Annotated in this window: 19 protein-coding genes; 12 read left to right on the top strand and 7 right to left on the bottom strand. The window is 39.2% G+C overall.

The genetic code is table 11. From position 1 onward, the window contains the following. The first annotated feature begins 37 nt into the window (after positions 1–37). Together FTT99_RS09730 and FTT99_RS09725 are read left to right on the top strand one after the other, a co-directional pair. Entirely contained in the window at positions 38–739 is a 702-nt protein-coding gene (locus FTT99_RS09730) for a PoNe immunity protein domain-containing protein (protein ID WP_180161423.1), read from the top strand. 182 nt (positions 740–921) lie between these two features. Next, positions 922–1,362 carry a hypothetical protein gene (locus FTT99_RS09725; protein WP_180132185.1) on the top strand — a complete coding sequence of 147 codons (441 nt, stop codon included), beginning with the start codon at positions 922–924 and terminating at the stop codon, positions 1,360–1,362. 73 nt (positions 1,363–1,435) lie between these two features. Here the strand turns inward: FTT99_RS09725 and FTT99_RS09720 are convergent, their stop codons facing one another. Next, a complete protein-coding gene (locus tag FTT99_RS09720; RefSeq protein WP_111885341.1) occupies positions 1,436–2,215 on the bottom strand; it encodes a ferredoxin--NADP reductase in 780 nt (259 codons plus the stop codon). Positions 2,216–2,321: 106 nt separating this feature from the next. On the opposite strand from FTT99_RS09720, the gene tsaA reads away from it, so the two are divergent. After that, a complete protein-coding gene (tsaA, locus tag FTT99_RS09715) occupies positions 2,322–3,044 on the top strand; it encodes a tRNA (N6-threonylcarbamoyladenosine(37)-N6)-methyltransferase TrmO (protein ID WP_180132184.1) in 723 nt (240 codons plus the stop codon). Positions 3,045–3,064: 20 nt separating this feature from the next. On the opposite strand, the gene FTT99_RS09710 is transcribed toward tsaA, so the two are convergent. Continuing rightward, complete coding sequence (locus tag FTT99_RS09710) at positions 3,065–4,048, bottom strand: hypothetical protein (RefSeq protein ID WP_180161421.1); 984 nt, start codon at positions 4,046–4,048, stop codon at positions 3,065–3,067. A gap of 209 nt (positions 4,049–4,257) precedes the next feature. On the opposite strand from FTT99_RS09710, the gene FTT99_RS09705 reads away from it, so the two are divergent. The 4 genes from FTT99_RS09705 to FTT99_RS09690 all read left to right on the top strand — a co-directional run bounded on the left by FTT99_RS09705 (position 4,258) and on the right by FTT99_RS09690 (position 8,606). Beyond that, positions 4,258–6,015, top strand: coding sequence for a GspE/PulE family protein (locus FTT99_RS09705; RefSeq protein ID WP_180108770.1), 1,758 nt, complete (start codon positions 4,258–4,260; stop codon positions 6,013–6,015). Between the two features lie 104 nt (positions 6,016–6,119). Further along, on the top strand, positions 6,120–6,482 hold the full coding sequence (locus FTT99_RS09700) for a NirD/YgiW/YdeI family stress tolerance protein (RefSeq protein ID WP_168379331.1): 363 nt from the start codon (positions 6,120–6,122) through the stop codon (positions 6,480–6,482). Positions 6,483–6,613: 131 nt separating this feature from the next. Next, positions 6,614–7,282 carry a response regulator transcription factor gene (locus tag FTT99_RS09695; RefSeq protein ID WP_180132036.1) on the top strand — a complete coding sequence of 223 codons (669 nt, stop codon included), beginning with the start codon at positions 6,614–6,616 and terminating at the stop codon, positions 7,280–7,282. 4 nt (positions 7,283–7,286) lie between these two features. Continuing rightward, on the top strand, positions 7,287–8,606 hold the full coding sequence (locus FTT99_RS09690; protein ID WP_180132037.1) for a HAMP domain-containing sensor histidine kinase: 1,320 nt from the start codon (positions 7,287–7,289) through the stop codon (positions 8,604–8,606). A gap of 198 nt (positions 8,607–8,804) precedes the next feature. Here FTT99_RS09690 and hemP read toward each other — a convergent pair whose 3' ends face one another. Further along, positions 8,805–8,975: a hemin uptake protein HemP gene (gene hemP, locus FTT99_RS09685; protein WP_078189103.1), complete on the bottom strand. Its 171-nt coding sequence runs from the start codon at positions 8,973–8,975 to the stop codon at positions 8,805–8,807. A 147-nt stretch (positions 8,976–9,122) separates the two neighbouring features. Between hemP and FTT99_RS09680 the strand changes: the two genes are divergently transcribed. Then, on the top strand, positions 9,123–10,022 hold the full coding sequence (locus FTT99_RS09680; protein WP_180132038.1) for an NUDIX domain-containing protein: 900 nt from the start codon (positions 9,123–9,125) through the stop codon (positions 10,020–10,022). Positions 10,023–10,566: 544 nt separating this feature from the next. Here FTT99_RS09680 and FTT99_RS09675 read toward each other — a convergent pair. Continuing rightward, complete coding sequence (locus tag FTT99_RS09675) at positions 10,567–11,049, bottom strand: tetratricopeptide repeat protein (RefSeq protein WP_078194433.1); 483 nt, start codon at positions 11,047–11,049, stop codon at positions 10,567–10,569. Positions 11,050–11,125: 76 nt separating this feature from the next. Next, positions 11,126–13,519, bottom strand: coding sequence for a penicillin-binding protein 1B (mrcB, locus tag FTT99_RS09670; protein ID WP_180132039.1), 2,394 nt, complete (start codon positions 13,517–13,519; stop codon positions 11,126–11,128). A gap of 152 nt (positions 13,520–13,671) precedes the next feature. Here mrcB and FTT99_RS09665 point away from each other — a divergent pair, with 152 nt between their 5' ends. After that, a complete protein-coding gene (locus FTT99_RS09665) occupies positions 13,672–14,610 on the top strand; it encodes an NAD(+) kinase (protein WP_078189100.1) in 939 nt (312 codons plus the stop codon). 2 nt (positions 14,611–14,612) lie between these two features. After that, on the top strand, positions 14,613–14,879 hold the full coding sequence (locus FTT99_RS09660; protein ID WP_078189099.1) for a YeaC family protein: 267 nt from the start codon (positions 14,613–14,615) through the stop codon (positions 14,877–14,879). Positions 14,880–14,971: 92 nt separating this feature from the next. Here FTT99_RS09660 and FTT99_RS09655 read toward each other — a convergent pair whose 3' ends face one another. Beyond that, on the bottom strand, positions 14,972–15,970 hold the full coding sequence (locus FTT99_RS09655) for a glycosyl transferase family protein (RefSeq protein ID WP_180132040.1): 999 nt from the start codon (positions 15,968–15,970) through the stop codon (positions 14,972–14,974). 409 nt (positions 15,971–16,379) lie between these two features. On the opposite strand from FTT99_RS09655, the gene FTT99_RS09650 reads away from it, so the two are divergent. Further along, positions 16,380–17,726 (top strand): dicarboxylate/amino acid:cation symporter, encoded by a 1,347-nt coding sequence (locus FTT99_RS09650; protein WP_078194416.1) that lies wholly within the window; start codon positions 16,380–16,382, stop codon positions 17,724–17,726. Positions 17,727–17,896: 170 nt separating this feature from the next. Then, positions 17,897–19,039, top strand: coding sequence for an acyl-CoA dehydrogenase family protein (locus FTT99_RS09645; protein WP_180020843.1), 1,143 nt, complete (start codon positions 17,897–17,899; stop codon positions 19,037–19,039). Between the two features lie 145 nt (positions 19,040–19,184). Here the strand turns inward: FTT99_RS09645 and FTT99_RS09640 are convergent, their stop codons facing one another. Continuing rightward, the gene (locus tag FTT99_RS09640) at positions 19,185–19,715 is read right to left on the bottom strand and encodes a DJ-1/PfpI family protein (RefSeq protein ID WP_180132041.1); all 531 of its coding nucleotides are present in this window, start codon (positions 19,713–19,715) and stop codon (positions 19,185–19,187) included. Positions 19,716–19,844 lie beyond the last annotated feature (129 nt).

The following is a 19,844-nucleotide window of genomic DNA, read 5'->3' as shown; positions in this document are numbered from 1 at the left end:
AGATGTAATTACGAAATATGAAGAATATACAATAGCCTTGCGCAAAGACGAGGAGGATGAAGATTGGGCACCATTTTACTTTACTGCTATAGATGAGTACGAAAGATGTATGCAGTTGATAGGACTCTGTTATCTATTACACAGAAGAGACTTATTACCTCGTATTGCAGCGATGCAGGACAAAATTTACCATGAGCAAACAGACCAATTAGATACACTGTATGAGGACTTTTTATCATTTGAGTTGACGGATAGATATGATGTAGATCAATGGTTTTTTGATAATCCATATCGCCCATTAATTTTTAGTAAATATAGAGATACTAAAGAAGAGAGTATTCATGATATACAGGAATATTTGAAATTATGGTATCCCGCATTTGAAAGTGCAGCTTGGCATGATACCCATAAAATGGATGAAGGTTTGTACTTTGGATATTGGGCTATAGAAGCTGCTGCTTACGTTTATCTGTTAGATTTAGATGATATTGAAATAACACATATGATTTATCCAAAAGATTTGGTTAAATTTGCCCGAGAGTTTGTACCTTCTGAGAAGGATATAAGTAATCCTAGTACAAAAACTCTAAGATGCGAAGCAGGCCAAATTTGCCCTAAAACAGGTGAATGGTATAGTCCTGCGAATAACATGGAAAAACGTCATTTTAATCAAGGAGAAGGTATGCCTGAGATTAAAGACAACCCTTGGGGTCTAACGATTTGGTATCTGACTGAATAAGTAGATGCCATTCGGGGGGAGCATTTTGAAATGGATGCGAATATATATTGGCAGTTTACTAATGATAAATAGGATAAATTTTCCTTTTGGTTCTTCGTTTCTAATGGATAATATTTTTAATTTTCTTTGATTATTATTTTTAATTAAATAAATTAAAACCCAATATTTTTAAAAGGATAATGATGAAAGTTTTAAAAACGAATTTAATGCTTATTATGCTTTCAGCAATGAGTTTAATAGGGTGTAATACACATTCAACAAAAACTTATGTATTGACGACAACATCTTATGGCTATGATGTCAATTATATTCCTTATATAGTCGAATTAAATGGTGAAGAGTTGGGTGGTGGATTTGGTAGTGGAACGAAAATATCAGCAGTGTTAACAGGGTCCCAATATGTAAAATGGGGTGAAACAAACAGTTCGCGTAAACATAAAGCTATAAATGTTCCTATATTAAATTCTAAAGACTTAAAAGATAAAAAATATTTAGCTGTACATATATATCCAGATGATAGTGTGGAGATTACTCTTTCAAATGAATTACCTCGTGCTACAAATAAAGGTTTAGAGTGGAGAGCAAAAATTATTGATGAATTAAAGGTAAAAGAAGAAAAATAGCTGTATCAGTCATTAGTGGCATATAGATCAAAAAAAAGCGCATGATGACATGCGCTTTTTAATTTTCAGCTAATTATTTTTCAACGAATGCACGTTCAATCACGTAGTCGCCTAGAACGCCCATCTTAGGAGATTCTTTCAGACCGTGCTGGTCAAGTAGTGCAGCAACGTCGTCTAGGAATGCAGGTGAACCACAAAGCATTGCGCGGTCAGTTTCAGGGTTGAAACGTGGAAGACCAATTTTTTCGAAAAGTTGACCAGTTTCAATGGCAGTAGTTACACGGCCTTGAGTATGGAATTCTTCACGAGTTACCGTAGGGTAGTAAACCAATTTTTCTTTCGCGCCTAATTCACCAAAGAATTCATGGTTAGGAATTTCATCTAAGATTAAATCTTGATAAGCCAATTCCGAAATGAAACGAGTACCATGTACAACGATGATTTTTTCAAAACGTTCGTAAGTTTCAGGGTCACGAATTACAGAAAGGAACGGTGCAAGACCTGTACCTGAAGAAAGTAGGTATAAGTTTTTACCAGGGTTTAAGTCATCTAGAACTAAAGTACCTGTAGGTTTTTTAGACACTAAAATTTCATCGCCAACTTTTACTTTTTGTAAAATAGACGTTAAAGGACCATCTGGAACTTTAATAGAGAAAAACTCTAATTCTTCTTCATAGTTTGCGCTTGCAATAGAATAAGCGCGCATTAAAGGCTTACCATTTACTTCAAGGCCGATCATCACAAATTGACCGTTTTTAAAACGTAACGCAGTATCGCGAGTGGTTTTAAAAGAGAATAAAGTGTCATTCCAATGGTGGACGTGAGTAATCTTTTCGACGTTAAAAGCAGCCATTAAAGGTCTCAATAAAATTATCAAATTAGAACAGCTTACTATTCTAATCTAAAATCATTCTCGATAAACTGAATATATTTAATTGAACTTATCAGAAAAAGTGATTATGTCTGAGCTTAAAATGCCAATTATCGGGTATATGAAATCTCCCTACCGAGAAAAGTTTGGTATTCCACGTCAGCCAAATTTGGTGCAAGTCGAATCTTATATTGAAATGGTAGAACCTTATAACGATTTATTGGCTTTTGAGGGGATTGAAGATTTTAGTCATCTTTGGCTGATTTGGCAGTTTCATGAAAATAAAAATGCAGATTCGACAAAATTTCGTCCGCAAGTTCGTCCTCCGCGTTTAGGTGGTAATCAAAAAATCGGGGTATTTGCGACACGAAGTATGTACCGGCCGTCACCTATGGGCTTGTCGGTTGTGCAGCTCAAAGGGGTGAAAAAAGTCGGAAAATCGGTACGTGTCTATGTTGTCGGTAGTGATTTGTTGGATGGAACACCAATTTTAGATATCAAACCATATATTCAATATTCAGATGCAGTTATGGATGCGCAAAGCGGTTATGCGCAGGATGAGCCAGAAAGAAAATCTGTGATTTGGTCAGAAGCAGCAGAACTGCAAAAAAAACAGTTAATCGGTATGGGTTCTTTAGAGATGCAGACAGTTTTAGAATTACAAGAGGTATTATCTTTAGATCCACGACCTGCATATCAACAGGATGAGGAGCGTGTATATGGCATGTTGTTTGCTGGCTTGAATGTGAAGTTTAGGATTGAAAGTGAAAAAATTTTACTATTAAAAATTTTAAAACCTGAAAGAGAGTAATCTCTTTCAGATTTGCTAACTTACTTAATTAAATCATCAGTAATTGCTTTAGATGCAATGTTATTGAAGAGATAACATGAATTTTTTCTTAAATTTATTAGCTCTTGAATAAGCTTTTTCTCTTCATTTGTTGCATCTGCACTTATGTCTTCTAATTCTTTAATTTCATCTGCAAAAGTATATTCTGTACGTGAATCTATTAGGTTAGCCCAATAATATTTTGATTTATACGAGGCTACCCCATGATTGTCATTATACTCAGGGGAATATTCTAGATATGCCGTTGTATCTTTAAAATTATATTTTTTAATATTTGTGTTGTCTTGTTGTGTTGAGTATTCAATCCATTGATTTTTAAGACTATTTTGCTGATCTTCAGTGTCAAAATATTCATCATTATATAATGATAGATAATCCTGATTATTTGTTTCACTTATAATTTGTAGACAGTATGAGCCTGTAGGGAATTTCTGCTCATTTAATTGCTTTAAGTAGCTCATTAATTGCTCAGGATATGAATCATTAAGGTTATTTTTAGCGATCCAGTATTCATTTGGTGAAACAATTTGCGCAATTGGTTGATTACTAATGTTGAGTATCTTAAAGTTCGTTGTTAATTTGAGGTCATTTGAACCAATACTTGAGTAAGGACTAAGAACCCAAGAGCTATTGTTCGTAACAACGGTGCCTTGATATTTTCCGTACTGATTATTTGTAGAACTTTGATCGTATACACCATTTTGAGTTACATAAATTTCAGAAAAAGTATCCTCGCTTTTAGAATAACTTTTACCATTATCAAGTGTTAGTGTATCTGAATAGTATTCAATATTATTAGTATTTAAATTGAAGTCTATAAAAAAACTTGACCACTGTTGGAAAGGTGAAGTAGTGATATTATTATTTTCACTATCATTAAATTTATCTGACGAACCTCCACCGCCACCACAAGCTGTTAAAATAAATGAACTTACAATAGCTGTGCTTAAAGTTTTAAATTTCATGTTACTCTCTTTAATAAATTATGAATTACGTCACTATTATTTGTGACTGTGGCATATAGTATAGAAAAATATAAAAAAAGGAATGTTAAAAAATAACTAATTAAAATTAATAATTTAAGTTAAATTTAACTTAACGATTTAAGTGAAAATATTAAGTTTAACTATTCTAGTTTTGTTATAGTATTCCCTATGTTTGGGGACATATAACAATGACTTTTAATTTTGAAATCGATACATCGTGGTGTTTAGACCAATTACAAAAAGACGGCCGCATTACTGAAAGAGACAAAATGCTGATTCAAACCACGCACCGTCAGCGTGAACAGTTGAAATGGCATCCTTTACAATGGATTGCCAATTTTAATTTAGTCGATCAGAGTCATCCTCAGTCTACCTTAACATTGAATAGACTTTGCCAATGGTTGGCAGAAAAGTCTGGTGTACCGTTTTATATTATCGATCCTTTAAAAGCTGACGTGCCTGCACTGACTGCAATTATGTCGCAAGAATTTGCAGTACGAAATCGCATTTTAGCGGTGGAATTACAAAATGAGCATGTGCTGATTGCAACGGATCAACCTTATAAAAATGAATGGATTGCCAATTTAGAGAGAACAGTTTTACCACGGAAGATTCAGCGTGTATTGCTCAGTCCAGATCAACTACAGCGTTATTTGGTTGAATATTACCAAGTGAGTCGCGCAGTCAGTAATTCGCAAAAATCATCGAGTTATGACCGTGAAAATAAAGGCGTTGAAGCACTATTACAATTAGGTGATACACAAAATCCAGATGCCAATGATCAGCATATTGTGAAGCTTGTGGATTGGGTCTTACAGTTTGCCTTCGAACAAGGTGCAAGTGATATTCACCTCGAGCCGCGTAAAGATACAGGAAAGGTGCGTTTTCGTATCGATGGGGTATTGCATACCATCTACAACATGCCTGCAAATACACTGACAGCTGTGGTTTCACGAATTAAGATCTTAGGACGGATGAATGTGGCGGAAAAGCGTAAGCCGCAAGATGGACGTTTAAAAACCCGTACACCCAAAGGCCAAGAAACAGAGCTACGTTTATCGACGCTGCCAACAGCCTTTGGTGAAAAGTTAGTCATGCGTATTTTTGACCCTGAAGTCTTGGTACGTAGTTTCCAACAGCTCGGTTTTGAAGGGCGTCTGTTGGATGATTGGAAGGCCTTAACCAGTCATAGTCACGGTATTATTTTAGTGACCGGTCCGACGGGTTCGGGTAAAACCACCACGCTTTATTCATCACTCAAACAATTGGCAACCGAAGAAGTGAATGTCTGCACCATTGAAGACCCGATTGAGATGTTAGAGCCAAGTTTTAACCAAATGCAGGTGAATACAGGGATTGATCTAGGCTTTGCCGATGGTGTACGGGCTTTAATGCGTCAAGACCCTGACATTATCATGGTCGGGGAGATCCGAGATCATGATACGGCAAATATGGCGATCCAAGCTGCATTAACAGGTCATTTGGTGCTTTCAACTTTACATACCAATGATGCACCATCGAGTTTGACGCGATTACATGATCTGGGGATTCAGCCTTTTTTAACCGCAGCGACCATATTAGGGGTTTTGGCACAACGTCTAGTTCGTCAACTGTGTCCACATTGTAAGCGTGAGACTTTTATCAATGAACAAGAGTGGAAACATCTGACCTTTGATTATGCGATTCAAATGCCTGATTTTGTCTACGAGGCGGTGGGCTGTGATGAATGCCGTCAAACGGGTTATAAAGGCCGTGTGGGAATTTATGAATTTATGCCACTCAGTATTGAAACCAAGCAATTGATTGGTGCTAATGCAGATCTAACCCAACTACGTACACAGGCACGTAAAGAGCATGTTGAGCCATTACGAATTGCAGGTGCACGTAAAGTACTTGCAGGGGTGACGACTTTAGAAGAAGTCCTGCGTGTCGTACCGCTCAACTAATGGTTTGATCAAATAAATAAAAACGTCTCTGCAGCTTAAGATTCGACTCATCTTGCTTTGTTTTAATTGCTCTATCGAATTAGACAAAGTAAGAGAGAGCGAAGATGAAAACATTCACTCAGTTGGTATGTGGTTTAGCATTTGCAGGTGTGGCATCGGTTGCAGTCGCGAATACAGCAGTCAATCAAACAGCTGTTGCACCGATGAAAACCACATCAGTGAAACATGCCTTAGGCTTAAAAGATGATAGTAAAGTTCAATTGAAAGGTTATGTTGTGAAATCGATGGGCGATGAAAAATATCAGTTCCGCGATAGCACAGGCAGCATTACGGTGGATATTGATGATGAACTTTGGCAAGGCAAAGCGATTTCAGCTAAAACACCGGTAACGCTCATTGGAGAAATCGACATTGATTACAAACCGACGAAACGCGTTGAAGTTGATGTCGATCAAGTAAAATTTTAATTTAGCCTGTCATTCAATACAGTGCTGCACTATAAAAAACCACGGCTTGCTGTGGTTTTTTTATGATTTGAGTAGATATAAGCAAAAGTTCGATACACTGAAGTCGGAACCATAGAAATAGGGTAGGTAAGATGCGAATTTTATTGGCAGAAGATGATGCATCCCAAGCCGACAGTATAAAAACATGGCTTGAAATGGATGGCTACAGTGTTGATTGGGTTGAGCGAGGCGATCACGCTATTTGGGCTTTAGAACAACATCAATATGATTGCATACTTTTAGATCGTGGCTTACCAAAAGTAACTGGTGATGAAATTTTAAAACGTATCGTACAGTTGCATCCGCTTACACCAGTTTTATTGATTACTGCTCGGGACAGTATTGCAGATCGTGTTGAAGGTTTAGATCTGGGAGCCCATGATTATTTGGTGAAACCCTTTAGCTTAGAAGAGTTGTCAGCAAGGGTACGTGCCCAATTACGCTTGCATCATCAGCAGCGTGATAATTGTTTGACTTTTGGTGATTTAAGTTTAGATGTACAAGCTAAAACGCTGCGTAAAAATGCGGAATTGATTACGTTGACTTCGCGTGAATATCAAATTTTGCATAAGATGATGTTGAATCCAGAGCATATTATGACGCGTAGCCAACTCGAAGAATCGCTCTATGCTTGGGGGGATGAAGTTGAAAGTAATGCGATCGAAGTTTTTATTTACCAATTGCGTAAGAAGATTGGCAGTGATTACATTAAAACCTTAAGGGGTTTGGGTTATCGCATGAATCTTCCTCAACAAAGTTAAGTTTATGAGTGATAAAAAAAGTATTTCCTTACAGTCGCAACTGATTAAAACCTCACTGCTCAGTGCAATTTGGGCGGGAGCAATCTCTCTGTGTCTAATGTTGGGATTTGGTTTGTATCACATCATGAATGTACACGATGCCCTGATGGACGAAGTGGCAGATATGCTTACTGCTACTGATCTAACGCTGAAGCAAGACGAACAAATAGATGAACTGAGTGAAGAGTTTGATATGCAATATCAACTCATGCAAGGGCAGCAAGTCTTAACCACATCGGAACAACACACAGCATTTGAACATCAGCCTAATTTAAAACAGGGGCTACATTATCAATGGAGAGACGGAGCGCTTTGGCGTAGCTATGCACTTCAGGACGATGGATTAACCGTACAAATCATTCAACCGATGAAAACAAGGCTCAGAGAAACGCTGCAAAGTGTATTAGGCTATGCAGGGATACTGTTGATAGTTTGGTTGATCCAATGGCTATTACTGCATATTTTGATTAAACGTCAATTGAAAGTTTTACAGCTATTTTCAAAACAAATCGCTGAAAAAAATGTAGATGACTTACAAGCTATTGTCTTACCTGAACCTGTATTACAGGAACTAGAGCCGATCCAAACACAACTGAATTTTTTATTAAACCGATTAGATCAAGCCTTAGAGGCGGAACAGCGTTTTACCTCCGATGCCTCACATGAATTACGCTCACCGCTGTCTGCGATTCAAATGCGACTTCAAGTATTAAAACGAAAATATCCCGACATTCAGCAGGATTTATTGAGCATACAGCACGATGTTAATCGAGGAACACGGGTTTTAGAAAATCTACTGATTTTGGCGCGGCTCGACCCGACGCAATCGGAGCAATTAGATAAAAAACAGAACGACTTAGAACAGCTGAGTTTACAAGTCCTTGATGCTTTACAGCCTTTTATTGAAGAAAAGCAGATCGAATTGAAGCTACAGACCCAGTCTGTACAGTTTGAGATGAACGCAGAGTTAATGTTTAGCTGTCTGCGAAATTTAGTCGATAACGCTATTCGTTATAGTCCTGAGCAAGGACAGGTCAAGATTGATTTAACGGTAACAGCACAGCAGGCGATTTGGACGATCGAAAATCAAGGTGCAGGACTGACAGCTGCAGAATTGCAACGCATTGGCGAGCGGTTTTACCGAGTATTGGGAACGAAGACGCAAGGTTCAGGTTTAGGTATTTCAATTGCCCAAAAAATTGTACAGTTACATCAAGGTCAATTAAGTGTGAAAGCCTCTGAACTGGGCGGCTTAAAGGTACAACTCATTTTTCCATTCCGCTAAAAACATGATTTGCCCTATTGAATTTGAGCGAAAGAGTGTTGTGAGAGGAAGATGAGTGTTGCGTTTTAAATTAAGTTTGAGTAGTTATAAAGCTTAATTTGACTAAGTACAAAACTTAAAAAAGCAGTAAGCGGATGGCTTACTGCTTGTGTCCACGATTATTTTTATTGCGCTGATAATTATTATTTTTATCAGAAATTATTTGGTCAAAATAAGGCGATTATTTCGTGTTAAACGTAGTCGATATTCTTCACCTGCATGCATAATTCGAATTTCACGTCCTAAGGCAAAAAGGTTGTTTGAATGCAGCATAGGCAGTGAGTGGTGTGCTTCATTGCTACGAGTAAAAAGGCTAAATGGTGCGTTCATTCCGTCGACTCCGTGGTGTATTTCTGAATGGTTTAAATGATAATCATTATCGAATAGGCCTGTCAACGGTAATTTTAGGATTTTATAAAAAAGATAAATTTGCTTACACTTGGATATCAATTGGAACAGAGTAGAGAGCAGGGAACTATGTCGAAACCGCAGATCGATGTCGCCATTGCGATTTTATTGCATCAAGACAAAGTACTGGTGGGTTGGCGTGAAGCAAAACAACATCAGGGCAATAAACATGAGTTTCCGGGTGGTAAAGTCGAGCAGGGTGAAAGTCCTGAACAAGCGTGTCGTCGTGAAATTTTTGAAGAGGTTGGAATTGGTTTACATGACTGGCATGCTTTTGATTTTATTCAGCATGAATATGATGATGTTGTTGTGAAATTACATTTATTTCATGCCACCGTCCCGCATGCGTTGCTGAATGAAATCCAAAAGCCATGGGCCTGGTATTCGCGTCAACAACTTATGAGTTTGAATTTTCCAAAGGCCAATCAAGCTATTTTGCAGCGCTTATATTGGCAGCAACAGATCAAAATCACCGCCGATCTACCAACATTTGAAACGCTTCAAGAGACGCTGTTGTATTATTGGCGAGTCGATGCCAGCGCAGAAAATGCAGAGGCATTAAATCAATTACCTACCGTGATTTTAAAACAACTGATAATTAATGAAGATCTATGGTCATTGCTCTCTACAGAGGTGCAAGCACATATTTCAGCATTACATCTTAAACAGCACCAATTGCTGCAAAAAAATAAAGGTGATTTACAACTTGGGAAGCGCTATATCGCCGCTTGTCATGATCAAGTTTCTGCACTGCATGCGCAAAAAATTGGCTGTGAGGCTATTTTTATGAGCCCAGTTCTGGCGACACAAAGTCATCCAGAGGCGCAAAGTATGGGATGGGCGCATTTTTCTGAGATTGCACGAAGCATAGAAATCCCTGTTTTTGCTTTAGGTGGCATGCGTCCTGAATTGCTACCTATTGCACAGCAGCATCATGCTTATGGGGTGGCAGGTATTCGAAGTTTTTAGAAACTAGAATGTGTATATTGAATTAAAGTCGTATTTGAAAGTCGTTATGTAAAATTCAGTGAAGGTTGGTTAGAAATAGACTTACTATTTGTAAGCTATTTACTGATGTTACGCCCGTAAAAATAATTACGCATTTTTAAAATGATTTTTAAACCGATACGACGGAGTCTTAAATCTAGAGATTGAGTAAAGGGATTAGCCTTCGGCTGGAGGTACTCTTACGAAACGATGCTTCTCATTAGGCAAAATGAGAAGCGTGCTTCACAAGGAAACCATCTTGCGGTGCAATGCACCTCACTGACAAAACTCGTTCACTAGCGTCAATTTATCCAAAGTATCGCAAACATTTTTAAATAGATGTAGTCTTGTCTCAAACGCTTGCGGATGACGTTACCGTGTATCGTACTTTTATTTAGATCAAATTATGCTTCTGATGTTACTGCGTAACATTATTTAATAATAACTATGAGAAATAAACTTACTTTTAGTATGTTTTAAATAAAAAAGCCTGATCTCAATTAAGATCAGGCTTTTTTATGGGTGCTTAAAGAGCTTTGATGGCTTGTTGGGCTTTTTGAATGGTGCTGCTTTTCTTTTGCATTTGACCAGCTTTTAAAACAACATTCCAAAGCTGTTGTTTCATTGGCTTGGTTTGAGCATAGCTTAATCCGCGCAGTGCCAACGATTCTGCATTCGCAGGTTGATTTTTTCGATTGGCGATCATTGCCAAATATAAAAAAGTTTCCGCAGATTGTGGTGCCAAACGCTGTGCTTGAGTTGCCGCACTTTCAGCTTCATTCCATTTTCCATTGGCATAAGCGGTTTGCGTAGTTTGCATCAATTTTTTGAATGCAGGTAAGTCGCGGCCATCATCAAACTTTTGAATTTGGGTTTTCTGCTCAGGAATAACGATACGTTGACGCTTAATTTCTGGATGGTCATATGGAGTAATAATGACCCCAGAAGGGTCATGGATATCTGCCTTTTTTTCAGGTGCAGCAGGCGGCTTTTGCTCAGGTTCGATCATGGTTTGGCAACCTGCCAAAATAATCGTCAAAACGCTCAGAATACTGAACGTTTTTAAAACTTTAATGTTGTGCAGTTTAATTTGAATACTCTCCACTTGAGATGATGCGAGGTTGATCAGATGAACCCTGATCATTATCGACATCACTTTCACGAATGTAGTCACCTAAACTATCATTTTGCTCCTGAGTTGGCTGCGTCTCTTCAGTATCAACTGTGTAAGGTTCTACTTCATATTGTGTCGAACCACATGCCGTAGCTTGATTTGGAATGGAGTTGCGCGAAAGAGGAATATACATCGCACCTGTACAATGCTGCGCAGATAAATTACCTGAATAACGGTCTAACCAATGCCACTGTACGCTGTCTGGTTGACGTAAATTAACTGGTTTTTGACGTAACTGCTTCATCACATTGGTCCAAACAGGAAGTGCTCCTGATGAACCCGTTAAGCCTGTAACTTTGTTGTTGTCTAAACCTAACCAAACCACACTTAAATAATTACCTGAATAACCTGCAAACCATGAGTCACGCGTATCATTGGTTGTCCCTGATTTACCTGCAAGTTTGAGTGAAGATGGTAATGATGCATAAGCAGAACGGCCTGTCCCTGAACTCATCACTTGTTGTAAACCGTAGTTCAAGATAAAGGCTGCATCAGGTGCAATAGTCGGTTGTACCGTTAAGCTATAACGATCTAATAAACGACCATTGGCATCGACCACTGAACGAATAGCTTTCACTGGATATTTGAAGCCACCGGTTGCAAAGTTTCCATAGACACTCATGACTTCCATCGGTGACATATCGATAGCACCGAGGTAAATCGAAGGGTAGTTTGGAATATTAGACGTCACACCAAACTTTTTCAGATGGTTAATAAAAGTCGACATACCGAACTCTTGACCTAAGCGTACCGCAGAGAGGTTATAAGAGTTTGATAGGGCATCGACCATTGGTACGACACCATGTGCACCACCACTATAGTTTTTCGGTGTCCAAGCTTTGCCATCACTTTGAATGCTGATAGGGCTATCTTCGATTTGACTCGCCCAGTTATAGCGGTTGGATTCTATCGCACTGAGGTAAATCACAGGTTTTAGCAATGAACCGACTTGACGTTTAGCATCCATTGTACGGTTAAAGCCGGTAAAGTCCTGCGTTGAACCGACTGCTGAAACCAATTCACCATTTTCAGGATGAGACACCAATACCGCGCCTTGTAATTCTTTCAAACGTGCTGGATTGGCATTGCTTAAACGCGCCACAGATTCTTTAAATGCAGTTTGTACACGAGTTTGAGCAATCGGGTCCATCGCAGTGAAAATACGCAGACCTTGATTGGTCAAATCGCTTTCTTGATATTCAGTACGCAGTTGACGACGCACGATATCCATATAGTCAGGGAAGCGAGAAGGGCCCAATGTTGGTTTTGTAATAACATTCAATGGACGCGCTGACTCAGTTTCATATTGTTCCTGAGTTAAATAGCCCATCACCACCATATTGTTTAACACAATATTACGGCGTTTAATCGCACCTTCAGGGTTTTTCCATGGATTAAATAGGGTCGGGCCTTGAACCAGACCGACTAAATAAGCCTGCTGAGCAATATTTAATTCACGCAGTGGTAAACCAAAATAGAATTGTGATGCTAAACCATAACCATTGATGGAATAGTTACCGTTTTGACCTAAATTCACTTCATTTAAATAAGCTTCAAGAATTTCATCTTTGTCATAGTGAAGTTCAATCAGCATCGCCATTAAGGCTTCATTGGCCTTACGCTTAATGGTTTTTTCAGGCGATAAATAGAAATTTTTCACTAATTGCTGAGTGAGGGTCGAACCACCTTGACGTTTACCACCTGTAACATTACTTACGATGGCACGTGCTGTACCACGAATCGAAATACCATGATGCTGATAGAAATTACGGTCTTCGGTAGCAATTAAAGCTTGGATTAAAGGCTTTGGCACTTTATCAAGTTTGATCAGCACACGGTCTTCATTGTGCTGAGGATAAATACCACCAATTAACATCGGCTCTAAGCGGGCAATACCACTACTTGATGGCTTAGTTGCACTCACTTCAGTGATTTGATCTTCACCAAAGGTCACTTTAAGGACTTGTTCAGGGTCGACACTATCACCAAAGTCAAAACCACGCGTATGGATATAGGTCACATTGCCAGAAGTAACGTAACTCCCCGTTTTCGCATAGCTGTCCTGAGCGTTATAGCCCAAAAGTTTCAGTTCTTGGTTGAGGTCTGCTTGGCTTACAGGTGCATTGGTATAAATTTCTAAGGGACGAGCAAATACCTTGGCTGGAATATCCCAACGTTGACCTTCGAATTTGTCACGTACAATATTATCTAGACGAATAAGATAAATGCTGAACACGAGAAATCCGCCGATGATCAACAGCGAAAAAATCAGTGCAATTATGCCTATGCCACGTTCAGACTTCATAAATAGTGATAAAACCCTGAGAAATTTTGCTAATCATGCGAAGCTTTTCAGTATTTTGCAATATTTAAACTGTTATATGTATGCAAAATATTGGAAGCTACTTCACTAAAGTCGAAACTTTAAAGTTTTTTTAAATCATTTCTGTTAGTGATATGATACCAATGAGGCGAAGCGGAGCAAAAGCGCAGGTGCAAATTTCACATAAATCATTTCGAAACATTGGGTTGATTGGTCGTCCAGACAAATCATCAGTGATCGAAACCCTATGTTTGATCCACGATCATATTTTAAGTTTGGGATTACATCCTGTATTTGATACGCAAACAGCGCAGCTGGTACCCTATAACAATACTCAGACGGTCAGCCGTAACTTATTGGGTGAAGTCGTCGATTTGGTGATCGTAGTCGGCGGTGATGGTTCATTACTTCATGCTGCACGTGCCTTGGTGAAATACAATACTCCTGTGATTGGGGTGAACCGTGGTCGTTTGGGCTTCCTGACCGATATCAAACCAACAGAAGTGATTTTCAAGTTAGATCAAGTGCTCAAAGGTGAGTTTCAGCTAGACCGACGTTTCTTGCTGGAAATGGAAATTCGCTCGAAAGGTGAGTCGATTTATGATGCCGTGGCTTTAAATGATATTGTGCTGCATTCAGGTAAATCGGTACATATGATCGACTTTGAACTGAATATCGATGGCCAATATGTGTACCGCCAACACAGTGACGGTTTAATTGTTTCCACGCCAACCGGCTCTACAGCTTATGCATTATCTGGCGGTGGGCCGATTGTCCACCCAAGTATGGATGCGATTGCCTTGGTGCCAATGCATCCACATACTTTGTCGTCACGGCCGATTGTCGTAGGTGGACAAAGCGAAATTAAAATTTTGATTCGTGAAAATCGTGTTCTACCAATGGTCAGTGCCGATGGTCAACACAGTGTATCATTGGGTGTAGGCGATAGTTTACATATCCGCAAACATCCATTTAAGCTCAACTTATTACATCCACCTGGTTATGACTTCTATATGGCATGTCGTACCAAGCTAGGCTGGAACCAAGATTTTGATTCATTAAAGCAGGATTAATTATGAATATTGAACAGATGCTTGCCGTACTCGATCCTGAAATTGTTGGTCGATTAAAAACGGCAATTGAAATTGGTAAATGGCCAAATGGTGTAGCGCTGACTCAAGAACAACGTCAAATTTGTATGCAAGCGGTTTATGCATGGGAAATTAAACATTTGCCAGAAGATGAGCGTAGTGGTTATATCGACCGTGGGACCAAAGAAGAAGATGAGCATTGCGACTCACATGTGGAAGAACCTGAGTTCAAGCCGATTCGTTTTGTTTAATCCGTTTTCTTTCTGATTGAAAAAGCCAGCTTAATGCTGGCTTTTTTTATTGGCTGATGCATGCCTAAATTTGTTGCTTCATATCTGCTTATTTAAGCGTGACGATTTGCCCACATGGTTTTGGCAGTTTGCATCGCTTCATCAAAACTTGCGACAGCGCCCATGGTATATAGTGCGATTCCCATGGTTTCGGTGACCGCGATTTCACCATATTCATGTACCTGTTGACCGTCCCAAACGGCTTTAAAGACGGCCAAATCGAGTTCTTCTTCGACGGGACTGCGGTTGTCCGTCAGTTTAGGCAATTCATGTTCATACATTTCACCATCCTTGATGCCACAAATTAAGGTTTTTGCATCGGGGTTACGTTCAAATTCACCACCTTCACCCTTAATGACAGCACTATTTTGATAACCCAATTGGAATGCCGCACGTTGATGTGATCCACGATAGGCTGGATGGAAAATCGCTTGCATGGTGGCTTTGGCATTAAATGGATTTATCAGACGCGCAAGGGTGTGAATTGGGGAACGTAAACCCATCACATTGCGCAGTGAAATTAAATCACTGAGTATTGGTGAAATGACGTCGAGTGGAATATAAGCAAAATGACATTGTATTAGTTGCTGTTCCACATCTGTATCATTTTGGCAAATAGGAAAACCCAAATACTCTAATACTTGTTCTGTATAAAGGCGGTTAATGGTATGACCTGAAGCGCCATGCATTACGACATTGTAGCCGTGTTTTGCTAGCGTTAATGCGGCCAATAAAAACCAAGGATAATGTTTACGTTTACCTGCATAAGATGACCAATCTAAATCGACATCAAGCTTTTTAAACTTGAGCTGATCACGTGTGGCTTGGACAAAGCCAGTGAGTTCATCAACTGATTCTTCTTTTACACGCAATAACATCAAGAAAGCGCCCAATTGAACGTCTAAAACCTCATCTTTTAAGATCATGCTGAACGCTTGGTAGGCTTCATCATAAGTGAGCGAACGTGCGCCATTTTTGCCTTTACCCACTATACGGACAAATTGCGCAAAAGGATGTTCAAAATCTTTGTAAATATTTCGTTTATTGTTCATGCAAATACTGGGCTTAAAATTAGGACTTAAGGATAGTTTACTTCTATAGTTGGTATTTTTCAGCCTGATAATGGGCGTAAAAAATGCAGTCTTTAGACTATAGTCTAATGATCTCGGTCTATTATTTAACCGAAATTAACATTTGTGGCAGAACAAGCCATTAAAAAACAGGTAAAATTTAACCTACTTTAGTATGTGTTTCATCTCCTGATCAATGTGCTGATTCTATATCAGGTCCTGATGTGATTATTTAATCACCATACATATTTTCGTTTTTCTGTATTTGGCTAAGTCAAATACCTTTGGTGCTCTTTTGTCGAAGACAAAGGGGTTTTGGGCTGTTTATTTTTTGAAAATAGACAAAAACTGAATATTTCTTTGAAGCAGAAATATATCGTGAAGTAATGTCATGGCTAAAAAACCAATTTATAAGTCACTATATTTTCAAGTGATCGTTGCCATTATTGCGGGTGTATTGGTGGGTCATTTCTCACCAAGTGGTACGCAAATCATCAATGGTACCGAGCAATACGTAAAAGGCTGGGGTGAATTGTTCTATCCACTAGGACAAGGTTTCATTAAGCTAATTAAAATGATTATTGCACCTGTGATCTTCTGTACCGTAGTGAGTGGTATTGCAGGCATGGAAAGCATGAAATCTGTGGGTAAAACAGGTGGGGTCGCTTTACTATACTTCGAAATCGTTTCGACCATCGCACTCATTATCGGTCTTGCAGTGATTAATATTGCAAAACCTGGTGTAGGCATGAACGTCGATCCAGCATCTTTAGATACTGCAGGTATTTCTAAATATGTTGAATCTGGTGCAGCACAATCTACCCAAGAATTTTTTATGAATATCATCCCAAACACCGTTGTTGGTGCGTTTGCTGAGGGTGAAATTCTTCAAGTTCTATTATTTGCCTTATTATTTGGTTTTGCTTTGCATAAACTTGGTGATGCAGGTAAGCCTGTATTGAAGTTTATTGATCAAATTGCACATGTATTCTTTAACATTGTAAACATGATCATGAAGCTTGCACCAATTGGTGCTTTCGGTGCGATGGCTTATACCATTGGTAAATATGGTATTGGTAGTTTGGCGCAATTGGGTCAATTGATCATCTGCTTCTATATCACATGTTTGCTGTTTATTTTCATTATACTTGGCTCAATTGCACGTATTTGCGGTTTCAGTATTTTGAAAATGATTCGCATGATTCGTGAAGAGTTACTGATCGTACTGGGTACGTCATCTTCAGAGTCTGTACTGCCACGTATGTTGAAAAAACTTGAACTTGCTGGCGCAGAAAAATCTGTAGTGGGTCTTGTTATTCCAACAGGTTATTCATTTAACCTAGATGGTACGTCTATTTACCTAACCATGGCAGCAATCTTTATTGCACAAGCGACCAATACACCGCTTGATATTTCGCATCAGATCACTTTGTTATTGGTTCTACTCATTTCATCTAAGGGTGCTGCGGGTGTGACGGGTTCAGGCTTTATTGTGATGGCTGCAACATTGTCTGCTGTGGGTCATATTCCTGTTGCAGGTTTGGCATTAATTCTTGGTATTGACCGTTTCATGTCAGAAGCACGTGCATTAACGAACCTTGTAGGTAACTCATTGGCAACGATTGTGGTTGCGAAATGGGTGGGTCAATTAGACAAAGAAAAACTAGATTTTGCTTTAGCAAATCCTGAAGAAATTGACCGTCAGATGCAAGAAGAAGGCAATGCACATCATGCATAACGCTGATGCTGTGATGTAAAAGATGTAATTAAAAAGGAAGCTTCGGCTTTCTTTTTTTATGTAAGCCCAAAGCCAAATTTGAACGCTTTAGTTTTTAGGCATGACGGCTGTTCTAAACTGCAATAGGATGAAGCTCAACAAAACAACAAACTCAACCAAGGAAGAAACACATGCTGGCTTATGATGCAGACTTAGAATTATTTCGAGATAACTTTCGCCGTTTTATGGCAGAGCATGTCGCACCACATTATGAGCAATGGGAACGTGAAGGCATTATGCCGCGTTCAGTATGGAATGCTTTGGGTGAAAATGGCTTTTTATGTGTGGATGTGCCTGAAGAATATGGCGGCTATGGCGTTCCAACGCATTATTCACTGATGCTAGTCGAAGAATCTGCGCGAGCAGGTTTTAGTGCATTATCGACAGGTATTTCATGCCATTCTGAAATTGCAGCGCCTTATATTTTGCACATTGGTTCAGAAGAACAAAAACAATATTGGTTACCGAAAATGGTCACGGGTGAAGTGGTCGGTGCTATTGGTATGACAGAGCCGGGAGCAGGTTCGGACTTGCAGTCTATGCGTAGTAGTGCAATTTTGCAGGGTGATCATTATCTGCTCAATGGCTCGAAAACTTTTATTTCAAATGGTCAACATGCAGACCTTGTGGTATTGGCTGCAAAAACTGATCCACAAGCACGTGCCAAAGGTGTGTCATTACTTTTAGTCGATACACATTTGGATGGATTTAAGAAAGGTACCAACCTCGACAAAATTGGTCTGCATGCGCAAGACACTTCAGAGTTGTTTTATGACAACGTCAAAGTGCCAAAAGAGCAACTTTTGGGTCAAGCTGGACAAGGCTTTGCTTACTTGATGCAAGAGTTACCGCGTGAACGTACCGCAATTGCCTCGACTGCAATTGGTGCGATTCGCGGTTCCATTGATGTGGCAACGCAGTATGTTAAAGAGCGTCAAGCGTTCGGACAGGCGATTGGACAGTTCCAAAATACTCGTTTTGTCTTGGCACAGGCTAAGATTGACGAATTGGCTACAGCGGCATTTTATAATCAAAATGTTGAACTTTATATGCAAGGCAAACTTGATGTTGAAACTGCAGCAGCACTCAAGAGCTTTTCTACCGATATGCAAATGAAAGTGGCCCATAATCTACTTCAATTATTTGGTGGCTATGGTTATATGACCGAATATCCAATTTCACGTTTCTTTGTTGATGCACGTATTCAGCAAATCTACGGTGGCACCAATGAAATTATGAAAGAAATCGTGGCACGAAGTATTTTAGGTCGATAAACAATTTATCAGGCTGAAATTAAAATAGCGAAGTGAAGACTTCGCTATTTTTTTTAGGATGTATTTCTATAGAGACGATGTATTTCTATAGATTTGCTTATTTGAATTAGATTGTGTGTTTAATTTTGCGTGAATATTTTGAAACCTATGATAATGACGGTTGCCCCAAAACTTGCAAACAGACTTCAATAAATTCAGGCGTATCTAAAGTACTACGCGACGATATATACAGGTTATTATCATTCACGACCGATTGATCCGAAACCACCACACCCGCGTTTAACAAAGCGGATTTCAGCGTTTCAGATTGGGCGAAATGGCGACCTTGTATGACACCAGCTTCTAATAACAACTGTGGACCATGGCAACTGCTCAAGATCGGCTTTTGGCTATCTGCAAAATTACGTACAAAATAGATAAAACGGTCATCTAAAGCGAGTTTCTCGGGGGAATAACCGCCGGGGATAAACAAGGCATCAAAATCATGGACAGAGGCGTCTTCGATACTCTGGTCAATGGTGATCTGGGAACGGCGTTTAATACCGTGAACGATTTTTCCAACCTGATCTTCGATATTGATAATGCTGTGCCGAGCGGCTCGAAATGCTTCTACAGGCTCAAGATACTCAATATCTTCAAAATCGTAGGTCACTAACACTGCAATTTTCTTGTGCATACTTGTACCTATGGGTCTGTTATTTTTTTTCTGATATTTAGACTACAAAGCAATAATAAAAATTACCTGTGTCTTTTGTAATAAATGCGTCAATGACTGTAAACACTAGATGAAAGTGCCTATTAAGTC

The sequence above is a fragment of the Acinetobacter sp. YH12040 genome (assembly GCF_013420005.1).
Lineage (GTDB): Bacteria > Pseudomonadota > Gammaproteobacteria > Pseudomonadales > Moraxellaceae > Acinetobacter > Acinetobacter amyesii.
The sequence above is the reverse complement of the archived record's forward strand: the minus strand, read 5'-3'. Positions and strand labels throughout refer to the sequence as shown.

Coding starts and splice junctions, on each gene's coding strand:
- FTT99_RS09650 (WP_078194416.1), top strand. CDS start 16,380: ATGGCTAAAAAACCAATTTATAAGTCACTATATTTTCAAGTGATCGTT.
- FTT99_RS09720 (WP_111885341.1), bottom strand. CDS start 2,215: ATGGCTGCTTTTAACGTCGAAAAGATTACTCACGTCCACCATTGGAAT.
- FTT99_RS09705 (WP_180108770.1), top strand. CDS start 4,258: ATGACTTTTAATTTTGAAATCGATACATCGTGGTGTTTAGACCAATTA.
- tsaA (WP_180132184.1), top strand. CDS start 2,322: ATGTCTGAGCTTAAAATGCCAATTATCGGGTATATGAAATCTCCCTAC.
- FTT99_RS09725 (WP_180132185.1), top strand. CDS start 922: ATGAAAGTTTTAAAAACGAATTTAATGCTTATTATGCTTTCAGCAATG.
- FTT99_RS09665 (WP_078189100.1), top strand. CDS start 13,672: ATGATACCAATGAGGCGAAGCGGAGCAAAAGCGCAGGTGCAAATTTCA.
- FTT99_RS09640 (WP_180132041.1), bottom strand. CDS start 19,715: ATGCACAAGAAAATTGCAGTGTTAGTGACCTACGATTTTGAAGATATT.
- FTT99_RS09645 (WP_180020843.1), top strand. CDS start 17,897: ATGCTGGCTTATGATGCAGACTTAGAATTATTTCGAGATAACTTTCGC.
- FTT99_RS09710 (WP_180161421.1), bottom strand. CDS start 4,048: ATGAAATTTAAAACTTTAAGCACAGCTATTGTAAGTTCATTTATTTTA.
- FTT99_RS09695 (WP_180132036.1), top strand. CDS start 6,614: ATGCGAATTTTATTGGCAGAAGATGATGCATCCCAAGCCGACAGTATA.
- FTT99_RS09690 (WP_180132037.1), top strand. CDS start 7,287: ATGAGTGATAAAAAAAGTATTTCCTTACAGTCGCAACTGATTAAAACC.
- mrcB (WP_180132039.1), bottom strand. CDS start 13,519: ATGAAGTCTGAACGTGGCATAGGCATAATTGCACTGATTTTTTCGCTG.
- FTT99_RS09680 (WP_180132038.1), top strand. CDS start 9,123: ATGTCGAAACCGCAGATCGATGTCGCCATTGCGATTTTATTGCATCAA.
- FTT99_RS09655 (WP_180132040.1), bottom strand. CDS start 15,970: ATGAACAATAAACGAAATATTTACAAAGATTTTGAACATCCTTTTGCG.
- hemP (WP_078189103.1), bottom strand. CDS start 8,975: ATGAACGCACCATTTAGCCTTTTTACTCGTAGCAATGAAGCACACCAC.
- FTT99_RS09700 (WP_168379331.1), top strand. CDS start 6,120: ATGAAAACATTCACTCAGTTGGTATGTGGTTTAGCATTTGCAGGTGTG.
- FTT99_RS09660 (WP_078189099.1), top strand. CDS start 14,613: ATGAATATTGAACAGATGCTTGCCGTACTCGATCCTGAAATTGTTGGT.
- FTT99_RS09675 (WP_078194433.1), bottom strand. CDS start 11,049: ATGATCGAACCTGAGCAAAAGCCGCCTGCTGCACCTGAAAAAAAGGCA.